This window comes from Pseudomonas kitaguniensis (genome assembly GCF_009296165.1).
Classification (GTDB): Bacteria; Pseudomonadota; Gammaproteobacteria; order Pseudomonadales; family Pseudomonadaceae; genus Aquipseudomonas; species Aquipseudomonas kitaguniensis.
In genome coordinates this window covers 1-15,088 of sequence record NZ_VUAZ01000159.1, presented here as the reverse complement: position 1 = coordinate 15,088, position 15,088 = coordinate 1, and the positions used below count along the sequence as shown (strand labels likewise).

At 60.9% G+C, this 15,088-nt stretch carries 13 protein-coding genes; 2 read left to right on the top strand and 11 right to left on the bottom strand.

Annotation, left to right across the window (positions count from 1 at the left end; genetic code table 11):
* Positions 1–158: 158 nt before the first annotated feature.
* A complete protein-coding gene (gene serB, locus F0169_RS23905; RefSeq protein ID WP_122251182.1) occupies positions 159–1,373 on the bottom strand; it encodes a phosphoserine phosphatase SerB in 1,215 nt (404 codons plus the stop codon).
* A gap of 133 nt (positions 1,374–1,506) precedes the next feature.
* Here serB and F0169_RS23900 point away from each other — a divergent pair, with 133 nt between their 5' ends.
* Positions 1,507–3,039, top strand: coding sequence for an AhpA/YtjB family protein (locus F0169_RS23900; protein ID WP_058411357.1), 1,533 nt, complete (start codon positions 1,507–1,509; stop codon positions 3,037–3,039).
* Between the two features lie 284 nt (positions 3,040–3,323).
* Here F0169_RS23900 and F0169_RS23890 read toward each other — a convergent pair whose 3' ends face one another.
* The 9 genes from F0169_RS23890 to F0169_RS23840 form a co-directional block, all read right to left on the bottom strand.
* Positions 3,324–4,031, bottom strand: a complete 708-nt coding sequence (locus F0169_RS23890; protein ID WP_082648962.1) for a PqiC family protein — start codon at positions 4,029–4,031, stop codon at positions 3,324–3,326.
* A 232-nt stretch (positions 4,032–4,263) separates the two neighbouring features.
* Complete coding sequence (gene parC, locus F0169_RS23885; RefSeq protein WP_152747793.1) at positions 4,264–6,528, bottom strand: DNA topoisomerase IV subunit A; 2,265 nt, start codon at positions 6,526–6,528, stop codon at positions 4,264–4,266.
* A gap of 10 nt (positions 6,529–6,538) precedes the next feature.
* The gene (locus F0169_RS23880) at positions 6,539–7,060 is read right to left on the bottom strand and encodes a retropepsin-like aspartic protease family protein (RefSeq protein WP_058411360.1); all 522 of its coding nucleotides are present in this window, start codon (positions 7,058–7,060) and stop codon (positions 6,539–6,541) included.
* The gene (locus tag F0169_RS23875; protein ID WP_152747792.1) at positions 7,057–8,052 is read right to left on the bottom strand and encodes an esterase-like activity of phytase family protein; all 996 of its coding nucleotides are present in this window, start codon (positions 8,050–8,052) and stop codon (positions 7,057–7,059) included. Before F0169_RS23875 ends, F0169_RS23880 begins: the two co-directional genes overlap by 4 nt.
* Positions 8,052–9,956: a DNA topoisomerase IV subunit B gene (parE, locus tag F0169_RS23870; protein ID WP_058411362.1), complete on the bottom strand. Its 1,905-nt coding sequence runs from the start codon at positions 9,954–9,956 to the stop codon at positions 8,052–8,054. The genes F0169_RS23875 and parE overlap by 1 nt, the downstream gene beginning before the upstream one ends.
* 57 nt (positions 9,957–10,013) lie before the next feature.
* Entirely contained in the window at positions 10,014–10,622 is a 609-nt protein-coding gene (locus F0169_RS23865; RefSeq protein WP_058411363.1) for a YqiA/YcfP family alpha/beta fold hydrolase, read from the bottom strand.
* A gap of 249 nt (positions 10,623–10,871) precedes the next feature.
* Positions 10,872–11,687, bottom strand: a complete 816-nt coding sequence (gene cpdA / locus F0169_RS23855; RefSeq protein WP_152747791.1) for a 3',5'-cyclic-AMP phosphodiesterase — start codon at positions 11,685–11,687, stop codon at positions 10,872–10,874.
* Positions 11,688–11,785: 98 nt separating this feature from the next.
* Entirely contained in the window at positions 11,786–12,235 is a 450-nt protein-coding gene (locus F0169_RS23845; protein ID WP_058411365.1) for a DUF1249 domain-containing protein, read from the bottom strand.
* The gene (locus tag F0169_RS23840; protein ID WP_058411366.1) at positions 12,226–12,843 is read right to left on the bottom strand and encodes an NUDIX domain-containing protein; all 618 of its coding nucleotides are present in this window, start codon (positions 12,841–12,843) and stop codon (positions 12,226–12,228) included. The genes F0169_RS23845 and F0169_RS23840 overlap by 10 nt, the downstream gene beginning before the upstream one ends.
* A gap of 193 nt (positions 12,844–13,036) precedes the next feature.
* Between F0169_RS23840 and F0169_RS23835 the strand changes: the two genes are divergently transcribed.
* Positions 13,037–13,783 (top strand): RsiV family protein, encoded by a 747-nt coding sequence (locus F0169_RS23835; RefSeq protein ID WP_152747789.1) that lies wholly within the window; start codon positions 13,037–13,039, stop codon positions 13,781–13,783.
* Here the strand turns inward: F0169_RS23835 and cytX are convergent.
* Entirely contained in the window at positions 13,752–15,041 is a 1,290-nt protein-coding gene (cytX, locus tag F0169_RS23830; RefSeq protein WP_152747788.1) for a putative hydroxymethylpyrimidine transporter CytX, read from the bottom strand. The genes F0169_RS23835 and cytX overlap by 32 nt on opposite strands.
* Positions 15,042–15,088: the final 47 nt, after the last annotated feature.

The following is a 15,088-nucleotide window of genomic DNA, read 5'->3' as shown; positions in this document are numbered from 1 at the left end:
ATCTGCCGTGTATGCAAAACTCGCCTTTGATCTGCTTCAACCACTCAGGTCGGCTTTCAGGCCGCCGTGCTCTTGCTTTTGATCTGAGAAGCGCCCCGTTAAACCACGATGGCCGCCCCCCATCACATTGTTTATTGCATTTCTTTAGTTAGAACGGGTTACGACTGACCCTCGCGGTCACGCAAGCCCAGCAGATACAACACCCCATCCAGCCCCAGCGTCGAAATCGCCTGTTTGGCCGACTGCCGCACCAGCGGCTTGGCGCGGAACGCCACACCCAACCCGGCAATCGCCAGCATCGGCAAATCATTCGCGCCGTCGCCGACCGCAATGGTCTGCTCCAACTGCAAACCTTCCTTGTGGGCCAGCTCTCTCAGCAGATCAGCCTTGCGCTGCGCGTCGACAATCGGCTCGACCGCCACGCCGGTAACCTTGCCATCCACCACTTCCAACTCGTTGGCGAACACATAGTCGATACCCAACTTCACCTGCAATTGCTTGGCAAAATAGGTGAAACCACCCGACAGAATCGCGGTTTTGTAACCGAGGCGCTTGAGTTCGGCAAACAGCGTTTCAGCGCCCTCGGTCAGGCGCAGCGACGCGCCAATCGAGTCCAGCACACTTACATCCAGGCCCTTGAGCAGCGCCAGGCGCTCCTTGAAGCTCGCACGAAAATCCAGCTCACCCGCCATGGCGCGCTCGGTAATCGCGGAGACCTGCTCACCCACACCGGCGGCTTTGGCCAGTTCGTCGATGACTTCAGCCTCGATCAGCGTGGAGTCCATGTCGAACACGGCCAGGCGACGATTGCGCCGGAACAGCGAGTCTTCCTGGAAGGCAATGTCCACATTCAGCGCTTGCGCCACGCTGAGGAATTCGGCGCGCAGGGCCTGCGGATCAGCCGGTTCGCCGCGCACCGAGAACTCGATGCAGCCCTTGCCCTTGTCGGACGGCGCACCCAATGGCATGCGACCCGACAGACGGTCGATATGCTCGATATTCAAACCGTACTGCGCGGTGATCGAGCTGACGCGCTGCAATTGTTCGGCGGTAACCTTGCGCGTCAGCAGCGTGACGATGTGGCGTTTTTCGCCCTCACTGGCCACCCAGTGTTGGTAGTCCTCTTCGGACACTTGGGTAAAACGAACGTGCTGATCGAGCTTATGCGCCGTAAACAGGATGCTCTCGCGCACCATCGACGCCTGCTCGCTGCTCGGTATTTCAACCAACAGTGCGAATGACAGGGTGTCGTGGATCACCGCCTGGCCGATGTCGAGAATGTTCACACCACCCTGGGCCAGAACACCGGTAATGGCTGCGGTGAGACCCGGGCGGTCTTCACCGGTGATGTTTATCAGGACAATTTCGCGCAAGACGCACCCCCAGGCTGGAAAAAAACCGCATTCTACCCACTTTCAGTGACCATCGGGCACAGCCAGCGCTTTGCCGGTTCTAGGCCTGTCGCTATACTGCGCGTCAACTTCACGGACCAAGAGCCGAGCGCAAGTGAACCGGCCCACGCCAGTAAAAACCGATAACTTCTTCCTGCTGATCTTCCGGGCACTGCGCCACCGCCGTGTACCGATCGCATTACGCATCGCCAGCCATAACGTGATCCTGGTCGCCCTGGCCCTGGTGATCTACGCCTGCGTGATGGGTTTGCAGTTCAAACAGGCCATGCACGAGCAAGCCGACGCCTTGGGCGAGAGCTTGACGACTCAAACCGCCACGTCGGCGACCGAGTTGCTGGTGTCCAACGACATCCTCAGCCTCAACGTGCTGCTCAACAACCTGACCAAGAACCCGCTGGTGGCCCATGCCGCTATCTACAGCGTGGACAACCGGATCATGGCCGAAGCCGGGCAACGCCCGAAAAACGGCCTGTTGGGTGAAGCCGAAGGCCTGTATCAGAGCAACATTACCTTTCAGGATGTGAAGGCCGGGCAACTGCGCATCAGCCTCGACATGCAGCAATTCCAGCAGCCGATGACCATCAGCCTGCAAAGCATGGGTATTCTGAGCGCGATCCTGTTGGCGTTGGCCTTGGCGCTGAGCTTGCGCCTGGGCCGGCATATTTCGACGCCGCTGATGCAACTGCGCATCTGGCTGCGCGACATAGACGAACACACGCCAGCCACTGACCGTCAGGATGAAATCGGCGATCTCGCCCGCCAGCTGCACGCAAGCTTCGCCCCGGAACCGGTGGTGCCCGAGGTTGAACCTGAGCCTGAGTACGACGACACCGATTACGACGATGAACCTGAGTTTGAAGTGCGCGACCTGCGTGACCCGGGCTTTGACGAAAGCACCCCGGTAGCGGGCCTCAAGCCTGCGACACGCCAGGCGATCAAGGCCGAAGAAGACGAAGTGGACGACGAAGACCCGTTCTCCGACTTGCGCGACACCTCGACCGCCACCCCTGCCGTCACGCCCAAGCCTGCGCCGGTAAAAAACACCGAACCTCAGCACAGCGCCGTATTGGCGGTGCAACTGGGCGCTCAGGACCAACTGCGCCGCCTGCCCCGCGCGCGCCTGACGGAGTTGCTGGAACGCTATCGCGACTGCCTCGACCAGGCCGCTTCGCTGTACCAGAGCGAACTGCACACCCTGAACGATGGCAGCACGCTGATGCTGTTCCACAGCGAAGACAGCGGCGAAGATTACCTGACCAACGCCATTTGCTGCGGCGAACTGCTGCGCGCGTTGGGCCACGCGCTGCAAATAGAAGTGGCTGACAGCGGTATCACGCTGCAACTGCAGCTGGGTTTAACCGTGGGTGATGATCTGTTTGGCATGAGCCAAATTGATCTGCTGCTGACCGAGATCGCACAGGATGCACTGGCGCTGTCCCAGCACAGCCGCAACCTGTTGCTGGTGGAGCGCAAGATCAGTGAAGACACGCTGATCCGCCAACGCGCGCGCATCCGCCCGATAGCCAGCCCCGAAGGCGCAAGCTGTGTGGAACGGTTGATGGAACCTTACCCGTCGATGCTGGAGCGGCAGTTGGCGCGAATGCACGAAACCCGCACCAAGCCCTGAGGAACACCGCCAAGCCCACTGCGCAGTGAGCTTGTGTGTGTGGGAGTTAGCTTGTGTGGGAGCGGGCTTGTGTGGGAGCGGGCTTGCTCGCGAATGCGCTGTATCAGTCGCCAGATATATCGACTGACACAGCGCATTCGCGAGCAAGCCCGCTCCCACATGACCCAACCACTCAGGAGTGATGCAGTTGGGCCTCCCACATCTAATCTGCCACATGGCTCAAACCCCAAACAAACAAAAAGGCCCGCTTACTCAGCGGGCCTTTTGTGTGTCTGCGATTCAAGTCAGAACCTGAACACTTCCATGTCCGTGCGAATCGGCGATGCCATCGGCATCTTGGGCTTCTCCGGTGTTGCCGGTTTGGCCTGAGCCGGGGCTTGCTTACGCGGCGCCTCGGCGATAGGCGGCTGGTTGGCCAGTGGCTTGAGCGCCACCGACAACTGCTCCGCCAAGTGCTGCAATAACACGCCCTGGGCCTGAACCTGAGAGGCGGTGGTGCCGGTGTGTTCTTCCTGCAAGTGCACGATACGGTTATCGCGCACTTGGCCACGACGGTCGATCAAACGCCACTGCGCATCAAGGATCGCCGGCTGCGAAGTACCCGAGTCGAGCCGGGTAATGGTCAGCAGCACCTGCACGTCCGGGGTGAAGCCGGTTGGCGCGGGCGCAAGCACCACACGCTGGCTGTCCAGATGACCCGCAACCTGGCGCAACATCAGCTGATTAATATCGGACGATAAACTGCCCGCCCAGCGACCATCGGTGGAACCTTGCAGGCTGCCGTCGTTCTGACGTTGCAGCAGGGTTTCGCGTTGCAGGTAATCCGCCACGACTACCGGCCCCAATAATACGGCCATGCCAGCGGTTTGCGCCGGCTGAGCTGGACTTCCGCTGTCCAGCTGGTACAGCGACACCGGCTGGTGCGTGCTGCAACCCGCCAACCCCAAAAGGCCAGCGAGCATCAAAAATAGAGGAAGGCGTGGAGCAGTCATCATCCCATCCAGGTGGCTGCCACAAGGCGAACCACAATGTAATACTAAAAATAACCTAAATACGCTCGGCCACGCCGGCGCTGGAAAGGCCATATCATCCGTGAATATGCGCCATGACTCCAGCGCCAAAGCGTCGATCTACGCGTTAAATCGTAGATCAAGGGCTCCAAGGGGCGTTCTGAGTGAATTTGCGCCTTGGCGCGCAAACTCACTGGTAACGCTGCTTTACACCTTAAACCGGCGTTTCAACCAACAAAGCATCCACTCGCTGAAAACCTCGCGGCAGTTTGTTACCGCGGCGGCCACGCTCACCCTTGTAATGTTCAAGGTCGTCAGGGCGCAGCGACAGCGTGCGTTTGCCCGCCTGTAGCACCAGCGTCGAGCCTTCAGGGATCACGGCAATGTCGGTGACGTACTCTTCGCGACTGGCGACCCGCTCGCCAGGTATCCCGATAATCTTGTTGCCCTTGCCTTTGCCCAACTGCGGCAAGTCGCTGATCTTGAACACCAGCAAACGCCCCTCAGTGGTCACCGACGCCAGCCAATTGCTCTCGCGGTCGTCCACCGTCCGCGGCAGAATCACTTTGGCGTTGTTGGGTAAGCTCAACAATGCCTTGCCTGCCTTGTTCTTGGCCTGCAGGTCTTCACCCTTGACCACAAAACCGTAACCGGCGTCGGACGCGATCACGTACAGCGAATCATCGTCCGGCAACAGCACGCACTCAAAATTCGCCCCCGGTGGCGGCGTGAGTCGCCCGGTCAGCGGCTCGCCCTGCCCCCGCGCAGATGGCAAGGTGTGAGCGGGTACAGAGTAACTGCGCCCGGTAGAGTCGATAAACACCGCAAACTGGTTGGAACGCCCGGCCGCAGAGGTCTTGAAGCCATCACCGGCTTTGTACGAGAGGCCGGTGGCGTCGATATCATGCCCTTTGGCCGAACGAACCCAACCCTTTTCCGACAGAACGACGGTAATTTTCTCGTTAGGCAGCAGCTCGGTTTCTGTCAGAGCCTTCGCTTCAGCGCGCTCGACGATAGGCGAACGACGGTCATCACCGTAGGTTTCGGCGTCTTTGATCAACTCGGTACGCACCAGCTTCTTCAGCTTGGCTTCGCTACCCAGCAGGGCTTGCAGCTTGGCTTGCTCTTTGAGCAGTGCGTCTTGCTCGTCACGCAGCTTCATCTCTTCGAGCCGCGCCAACTGACGCAAGCGGGTATCGAGGATGTAGTCCGCCTGGATCTCGCTCAGCTCGAAACGCGCGATCAACTCGGCTTTCGGGTGCTCGGCGGTACGAATGATGTGGATCACTTCGTCGAGGTTGAGGTAGGCAATCAGCAAACCGTCCAACAGGTGCAGGCGACGCTCAACCTTGTCGAGGCGAAACTGCAAGCGGCGACGCACGGTCTGCACGCGAAATTCCAACCACTCGACCAGCAACGCCCGCAGGTTCTTCAACTGCGGCTTGCCATCCAGGCCGATGATGTTGACGTTGACCCGGTAGCTGGATTCCAGCTCGGTGCTGGCAAACAAGTGCTGCATCAGCACTTCGTGATCGACCCGGGTGTTGGTCGGGATGATCACGATGCGGCACGGGTTCTCGTGGTCGGACTCGTCACGCAGGTCGGCGACCTGCGGCAATTTCGACGGCTTGGCCTGCATCAGCGCGGCAATTTGTTCCAGCACTTTGGCGCCGGACACTTGGTGCGGCAGCGCGGTGACAATAATGTCGCCATCTTCGATGTGGTACACGGCGCGCATGCGCACCGAGCCTTTACCGGTCTGGTAGATTTTCAGCAGGTCGGCGCGCGGCGTGATGATTTCCGCTTCGGTCGGGTAGTCCGGCCCCTGAATGTGTTCGCAGAGCTGCTCAACCGTGGCCTTTGGCTCGTCCAGCAAGCGCACGCACGCGGAGGCGACTTCGCGCAGGTTGTGCGGCGGCACGTCGGTGGCCATGCCGACCGCGATGCCGGTGGTGCCATTGAGCAGGATATTCGGCAAACGTGCGGGCAATACCAGCGGTTCGTCCAGGGTGCCGTCGAAGTTTGGCCCCCAATTCGCAGTGCCCTGGCCCAATTCACTGAGCAGCACTTCTGAATAACGCGACAGGCGCGCCTCGGTGTAACGCATGGCAGCGAAAGACTTGGGATCATCCGGCGCACCCCAGTTGCCCTGGCCGTCTACCAGCGTGTAGCGGTAGCTGAACGGCTGCGCCATCAGCACCATCGCTTCATAGCAGGCCGAGTCGCCGTGAGGGTGGAACTTGCCGAGTACGTCACCGACGGTACGCGCCGACTTCTTGTGCTTGGAATCGGCGTCCAGGCCCAACTCACTCATGGCATAGATGATGCGCCGTTGTACCGGCTTCAGGCCGTCGCCGATATGCGGCAAGGCACGGTCCATGATCACGTACATGGAGTAGTTGAGGTAGGCATTTTCGGTGAAGTCAGCCAGCGATCGGCGTTCTACGCCATCTAAGCTGTCTGCAAGGATGTCACTCATGCGGGCCTCATCATTGTTTGGTCTGGCGCAGCAGCAAAGTGCCGCTGCGCTGGGTAAATTCAAGTTGTTTCAATGCACTCATGCCGAGCAATACCTGCTCGCCGCCCAGCCCCGGCGCCACCAGGGCACGCACATCCTGCAGGACGATAGCGCCCAACTGCACGCTGTCCAGCTGGGTACGAAAGCCCTGGCTACGGCCATTGGCGGTACTCAAGGTGACCGGCATGCCGCGTTTAAGCCCAAGACGATCAGCCAGCTCGGCCGGCACCGCCACATCGGTGGCGCCGGTATCGAGCATGAACTGCACCGGCTGGCCGTTGATCTGACCGCTGGCGACAAAATGCCCTTGGCCGTTGCCAAGCAGTTTTACTTCGATGTAACCCTCGTGTTGCTCGGAGGCGACCACCGCATTGGGGTTTTCCTGACGCGCTTCCCACTGCCCAAAAAACCGTGTCGCCAGGAACAAACCGGCGCCCCACGCCACGAACATCAATACACGGCCGGCACGCTTGCCGGGCGGTTGTGGGCTCATGGCTTGGCGCTCCAACCACCCGCAGGGGCGGCGAAACGATAGACCACGGGGCGTTTTTCACCGTCGGCGCGCGCGCCAAAATTATTGTCGATGCCCAGCCACGCGCCGTCGGCGTCCACCACCAAGGCTTCGGCCAGGCCATAAGGCTGTGAGTAGCGCCGGTTCGGCGCCAAGGTCTCGTCGGCAAACGACCAGCACAGCTCGACTTTGGCGGTGCGCGCATCACGCCGGCAAATCTGGAACGCATTGCGCTCCAGGGTAAACAGCTTGCCGTTGAACAGCGCCAGGTCGGCAAAGTCCCTGGACACCGCCTTGGCATGAGTGAACTGCGCCGGCTGCACTTCCTGGCCGGCCTCGCTCAGCAGTACACACGGCCCGTCGCAATCCCATACGCTTTGCGCACGCTTGATAGAGATCAAACCGCGCCGCTCACGCTCGGCCGCCAGCCACATCTGATTACCTTCGGGGTTCACCGCCAAGCCTTCAAACAACGCGTTGAAGTGCAGCAACATGCCACTGGCACGGGCTTCACGCACCATGCTCGGGGCAATTTTCAGCCACTGCGGCGCACCGCTCACGGGCACCTGCAGCACTGCGGCATGCGCCTCGCTGACAATGTAACGGTTACCGGCTGCATCACAGGTGATGCCTTCAAAATCCAGGTCGCCACCGCGAATGAACGACGCGGCTTTGGTGCGCGAACGCAGGCCCCACGGCAGGCCGGACTCGGGCACGGGCGGCACGTCGATTTTCAACGCCTCGGCCTTCCAGGTCGGCGCGCTGTTATCAAGACGGTAAATCTGGTCGTCATCGCGGTCCGAAACCGTCCACAGTGCGTCACCGCACATCGCCAGGCCCGACAGGTTACCGCCGCGCATGCCGTCCACCGGGTGTTCGGACATCAACTTCAGCTCAGCCACGGGTGCGGCAACCACGTCGGTGGCCACCCACCCGCTCATCATCAGGATCGCCAAGGCGAAACCTGTGCGCATTAGCCGAGTACCTCGGCCAGGTTGCCTTTCGACTCCAGCCACGACTTGCGATCCGGTGCGCGCTTTTTCGCCAGCAGCATGTCCATCATTTCCGACGTGGCGGCGTAGTCTTCAAGGGTCAACTGCACCAGACGGCGGGTGTTCGGGTCCATGGTGGTTTCGCGCAGTTGTGGCGGGTTCATCTCACCCAAGCCTTTAAATCGCGTGACCTGCGGCTTGCCGCGTTTCTTTTCGGCCACCAGCCGGTCGAGGATGCCGTCGCGCTCAGCCTCGTCGAGGGCGTAGTAAATCTCTTTGCCTTGGTCGATGCGGTACAGCGGCGGCATGGCGACGTAAACGTGACCGGCATCCACCAGCGGGCGGAAGTGCTGCACGAACAGCGCACACAGCAAGGTTGCGATGTGCAGGCCGTCGGAGTCGGCGTCGGCGAGAATGCAGATCTTGCCGTAGCGCAGTTGGGCAATATCTGCCGAACCCGGGTCGACACCGATGGCCACGGCGATGTTGTGCACTTCCTGGCTGGCCAGCACTTCGCTGCCGTCGACTTCCCAGGTGTTGAGGATCTTGCCGCGCAACGGCAGGATCGCCTGGAATTCCTTGTCCCGCGCTTGTTTGGCGGAACCCCCGGCGGAGTCACCTTCGACCAAGAACAGCTCGGAGCGCATCGGGTCTTGCCCGGCGCAATCGGCCAGCTTGCCCGGCAACGCCGGCCCTTGAGTGATGCGCTTGCGCTCGACCTTTTTGCTGGCTTTCAAACGCCGTCCGGCGTTATTGATCGCCAGCTCCGCCAGGGCCAGGCCCAATTCCGGGTGCTCGTTGAGCCACAGGCTGAAAGCGTCCTTGACCACACCGGAGACAAACGCCGACGCCTCGCGGGACGACAGACGCTCCTTGGTCTGGCCGGAAAATTGCGGTTCCTGCATCTTCATCGACAGCACGAACGCGATGCGCTCCCACACGTCTTCCGGCGCCAGCTTCACGCCGCGCGGCAACAGGCTGCGGTATTCGCAGAACTCGCGCATGGCGTCGAGCAAACCCTGGCGCAAACCATTGACGTGGGTGCCGCCCTGGGCGGTGGGGATCAGGTTGACGTAGCTTTCCTGCACGCTGTCGCCGCCTTCCGGCAACCACAGCAGCGCCCAGTCGACGGCTTCTTTATTACCCGCCAGGCTGCCGCAGAACGGCTCGTTGGGCAGGCGTTCGAAGTCGCTGACCGAGTCTTCCAGGTAGGAGCGCAGGCCGTCTTCGTAATGCCACTCGACTTTCTCATTGGTGCCTTTGTCTTCAAAGGTCACCAGCAAGCCTGGGCACAACACAGCCTTGGCCTTGAGCACGTGCTTGAGGCGGCTGATGGAAAATTTAGGCGAATCGAAGTACTTCGGGTCTGGCGCAAAGTACACGCTGGTGCCGGTGTTGCGTTTGCCAACGGTGCCGATCACTTGCAGCTCGGTGGCTTTATAGCCATCGGCGAAGGTCATCTCGTACTCGTTGCCGTCGCGCTTGACCTTGACCCGCACGTGGTTCGACAAGGCGTTGACCACGGAAATACCCACACCGTGCAAGCCACCCGAGAACTGGTAGTTCTTGTTGGAGAACTTGCCGCCGGCATGCAGCTTGGTGAGGATCAGCTCGACGCCCGACACACCCTCTTCCGGGTGAATGTCCACCGGCATGCCGCGACCATCGTCGGACACTTCCAGGGAATGGTCAGCGTGGAGAATCACATGCACCGACTTGGCATGCCCGGCCAACGCTTCGTCGACACTGTTGTCGATGACTTCCTGGGCAAGGTGGTTCGGCCGACTGGTGTCGGTGTACATGCCGGGGCGTTTGCGCACCGGGTCGAGGCCCGAGAGGACTTCGATGGCGTCGGCGTTATAAGAGCTAGCGCTGGGAGTGGCCATGGGGTCTCGTCGTGAGTCGTTCGATTAAAAAGTAACCTGCGGTTTCCAGCATGCGTATTACAACGCTGCGAAATCGAAGGATTGATACTGATCTGCGCCAATCCCGGCAAAGCTCAACAGGGCTGGCAATTGCAGGGCGAACCCTTGGTAACCATGGTCGCCACCCGCCTGGATACGCAGCGCACAGGCCCGGTAATACTGTTGGGCGAGGCGATAATCCAGTGTTTCATCGCCCGTCTGCAACCACACCTGATAACGCCCGGCGTCTTGCGGCGCCGGCACTTCCAGCTCGGCCAGGGCCGTCACGTGGTCGTCAGTCAGTTCCCAGGTGTCGCCGGTGTAGAGGTTCTTCTGCGGGCCAAGGTGACCGTCGAACATCCGATGGGGGCTGACCGCAGGGTTGACCAGCAGCGCCTTGAGGCCATGGCGTTCGGCAAGGTGGGTTGCATAGTAGCCGCCGAGTGAGCTGCCGACCAGCAGCGGCCGACCGAGCTGCGCTATGGCGTCCTCCAATTGGGCAATTGCCTGACGGGGATGGTGATGCAGGGCCGGCACGCGCAGTTGGTCAGCCAGGCCGAGGGTGTCCATCACGGCGCTCAACTGGCTGGCCTTGTTGGACGCGGGGGCGCTGTTGAAACCGTGGATATACAAGATTGAAGCAGACATGCCGGGGCCTCCGCGCTTGCGCCAAAAAGAGGCGCAGTTTACAGGGATAGGCGCCTTGTGTGAGTGCCCTATCGTCTAGTCACCGCAGAGCGAGGTGCCTATCGGTTTACGGGTAACGGCTGGTCACCCGACCCAATCTCACAAGCAAAATGGGATCACATGTGGGAGCGGGCTTGCTCGCGATGCAGTCAACTCGGACCATCAGGCACACCGAGGTGCCTGTATCGCGAGCAAGCCCGCCCCCACAATTTAGTAGCCGTTACTGCCGTAATCCACGGTAAAGGCAAACCCCTCAACCCGCTCCACGCCCGTCTCCAACCGCCCATCGGCATGCAACCGCAGCCACCGATACCCCGGCGCCTGCTCGCTGACGTTAAAGTCCTCACTGCCCGGCGCAAACTGGATGCACGTAGACGGCGATGCCAACAACCGCACCCCGTTGCGTTCAAGGTCAACTTCCTGATGCACATGCCCCCAAAGCACCGCCCTGACCTGCGGAAACCGGTCAAGCACAGCAAACAAAGCCTCAGGATTACGCAACCCGATAGGCTCCATCCAGGCACAGCCAATCGACACCGGGTGATGGTGAAAACACACCAAGTGATGCCGACTCGGCGCCTCGCTCAACGCCTGCGCGAGCAATTGCAGTTGTTGGTCTTGCAAATAACCCGGCACCGAGCCCGGCACTGCCGAGTCCAGCAGCGTGACGCGCCAGTTACCCACATCGACCACAGGTTCGAGCAAATCACTCAGCACCGCCGCGTGGGCCATGACCTGCGGCTCATCGTGGTTGCCGGGAATCCAGCGCGCCGGCGCCGGGATGGCTCCGGTCATCTGGCGAAACAGCTGGTAAGAGGCCAACGTGCCGTCCTGGGACAAGTCACCCGTGGCCAGCACCAAATCGATCTGCGGCTGTTGCTCGCGCACCCGCTCAATCACGCGCTGCAAGCTTTCGCGGGTATTCATGCCCAGCAGCGTACCGTCGGCCTCGGCAAACAGGTGGCTGTCAGTCAGTTGCACCAGCAGCGCCGGCGCATCGGGGTTCAAGGTGGATACGCTCGGCAAGGCGCTCTCCCAAGGCAATCACAGGAAATGGACGTTTAGCGCGATTATGCTGGGGCAGGACACAAAGAGGAAACCCGGGAAGCAGACGCGGTTCACATCTACCGCACGACTTCGAACTCATGGCCCAAGGCCAGACAGTGGCTCAACCATTCGCCAAGGAACACATTAAGCTGTGCTTTCTCATCGGGCTGGTGCATGAACACATTGGGGTAAGGATAGATGCTGCGAAAGCGCCGCGCATGTTCGGCGCTGATAACTTCGGCCATTCGCGCATCGTGGTACACCTGCACTTCAAGCTGCGGCACCGGCAGCCACGGCAGGCTGTGCTCCTGGCGCGCACGCAGGGTGGTGGTGTAGGGGCAATTCACAATGACCTCAAGGGCCAGCACGCCGAGCATCTGGTCGCCATGGGTCACGGCAATGCGCCGCGCCTCGGGGGCGTGGCGCATGTCGGGGAGCAAGCGCATCAGCCGCGCATAATTGGCCTCGCAGGCGGCCTGCAACCCGATCAGGTCGACTCGATAACGTTCCCGTGCCTTTACTGCCATAACCCCCTCACTTCCGCGCGATTAAGCGCAAGCCATTGCAGGGCGATGATGCTGGCTGCGTTGGAAATTTTACCGTCACGCACCGCCTGCAGGGCATCTTCGAATGCCCAGGGGGTGACCCGGATGTCTTCTGCCTCTTCTTCCAGCCCATGCACGCCACCCGCACCTGCGCTGTCGCAACGGCCCAGGTACAAGTGCACAAATTCGGTACTGCCACCGGGTGAAGGAAAATACTTGGTAATCGGCCACAAGGCGGAAAACGTCAGCCCAGCTTCCTCCTCGGCTTCGCGGTGTGCAACCTCCTCCGGCTCTTCATCCTTGTCGATCAGGCCCGCGACCATTTCCACCAGCCAGGGATTTTTGGTGCGGCCCATGGCGCCGACACGGAACTGCTCGATCAGCACCACTTCATCGCGCTGCGGGTCGTAGGGCAGTACGCACACTGCGTCATGGCGAACAAACACCTCACGGTTGATCACGCGGCTCATGCCGCCATCGAACTTCTCATGGCGCAGTTGCACGCGATCAAGCTTGTAGAAGCCCTGGTAGGCATTGTCGCGCTGAACAATTTCGATTTTGTTCGGCGTCGATTTGGCAACGTCAGTCATATGCTTCCTCGTTAGGCGCGTGCAATTCGCGCCATCCTAACGCGCTCCTGCCGGTTGGTGCAGCCCCTTTCCAGTTGCCGGGATAGACGGCGAGCGTCAAACTCACTCTAATCAGCTTAGTGGCGAACTGACGGCCTTGTTGGCAGTCGAAGCGCTACTCTTTTAGCTTTCCATCGATTTCCGAAGGACGCACATGCAGCTTTTAAAAGTCGCCTCCATGGCCTGTATTGCCCTGACCCTGGGTGCTTGCCAGAGCCTGTTTCAACCCAGTTACCTCAAGCCGCTGGACACCCAGGCAGACGCCTCGGAGCAGATCAAGCCTGGCTGCGACAGCCCTGACTGCCCGCTGGTGAACATTGATACCGTGCACTTCCCTGCCGAGCCGCAACTCGACAGCCTGGTGGAACAACGCCTGCTGCAGATGGCCCGCACCACGCCCGGCGCCAGCGTGGCGCCGACCTTGACTGCCTACCGCGACAAGTTCCTGCGCGAGTCGCCCGACCGCCACAGCATGTATTTGCAGGCCAAGGTACGTGAGCAGCATGACGGACTGGTGATCATTGAAGTGTCCAGCTATCTGGACACGGGCGCAGCGCACGGCGAACCTGGCCGTGGCTTCATCAACTATTCGCGCTTGCTGCACAAAGAGCTGAGCCTGACCGACATGCTGTTGCCAGGCCAGGAACAGGCGTTCTGGAATACCGCGAAAGTCGCCCACAACAGTTGGCTGATCAACTCGCAGATGGACCGCGACCCGGAATTCGTGAAAACCTGGCCGTTCCAGAAAACCCCGAACATCGCCCTGACCAGCGGCGGCGTGGTGCTCAAGTACAACGTGGCAACCATCGGCCCTTACGCATTGGGGCTGATCGAAATGACCATCCCCTATGCGCGCCTCACCGGCGTGCTCAAGCCTGAGCTGATGCCCGCCCGCCACTGACGGCCCGGTTCAGCACCCATTGTAACAACCCTGCCAGCACCAACGCCGGCAGGGTTGCGCCGACATCCGGGTACAGGTTGGCGAGTACATGATACGTGGCGATGCCACCCAACCAGGCGACTAATGCCGGCCAGCGCAGGTTGGCGACGGCACCCTGGCCACGGCGGCGCAGGATAAAGTGATCGACCAGCACCACGCCGAACAGCGGCGCGAACACCGAGCCGATCAGCAGCAGGAAGTTCTGGTACTGCGCCAAGGGCGCGAGGCAGGCGATCAAGGTGCAGATCACGCCGATGGCCAAGGCCAGGTGCTCGACTTTCAAGCGCAGTAACATCCCGCTGGAGACCGCCGCCGAGTGAATATCGGCAAAGGCGTTTTCTGACTCGTCCAACAAAATCAGCAACAGCGGAATACCCAAGCCGGCGCCAGCCAGCGCCAGCAACAACGCATTCACCTCACCGCTGGGCGCGAACGCCAGGGTGTAGGCCACGCCCAGGCTCATCAGCCAGAAGTTACCGATAAAAAAGCCCAACGCCGTGCCGCCGAACACGCTTTTTGCGCGTTTGCCGAAACGCGAGTAATCGGCAATCAGCGGCAGCCACGACAGCGGCATGGCGATGGCAATATCAAAACCCACGGCGAACGGCAGCGAACCGTCACCGGGCTTGGCCCACAGCGCGGCCAGGTCAGCCTTGGCGAACAGGTTCCAGGTCAGCCACACGCACGCCGCGAGCAGCAGCCAAATGCCCCACTTGCGCAGGACTTGGCGTACAAACGTCAACGGTCCGCTGACGGCGAGCAAGGTCGCCAGGCCACCAAAAAACAGCGTCCAAACCAGTGGGCTGGCCAACAGGCTGCCTTCGCTGAACGCGCGCGCGCCCAACACACTGGCAGCGTCGCGCATCACGATGATTTCGAACGCGCCCCAGCCGATCAATTGCAGCAGGTTGAGCAACGCCGGCAGGCTCGCGCCCTTGGCGCCGAGGCTGAGTTTGAGCGCGGCCATGGCGGACAAGCCGGTGTCGCTGCCGATCACGCCGACGGCGGCCAGCAACAGCACGCCGACCAGCGTGCCGAGGAAAATTGCCAGCAACGAGCCGGACAAGCCCAGCCCCGGCGCAAGCAGTGCGCCGGTTTGCAGGACCATCAGGCCGATGCCGAGGGAGAACCACAGAGAGAACAGGTCACGGCCGCCGAAAACGCGTTTGTCGCTCGGCACCGCGATGTCGGGTGAGTAGGTACTCGGTTGAATGCTCAAGGGTGTTATCTCTGAGGGGCTGATCGTTCCCACGCTCTGCGTGGGAG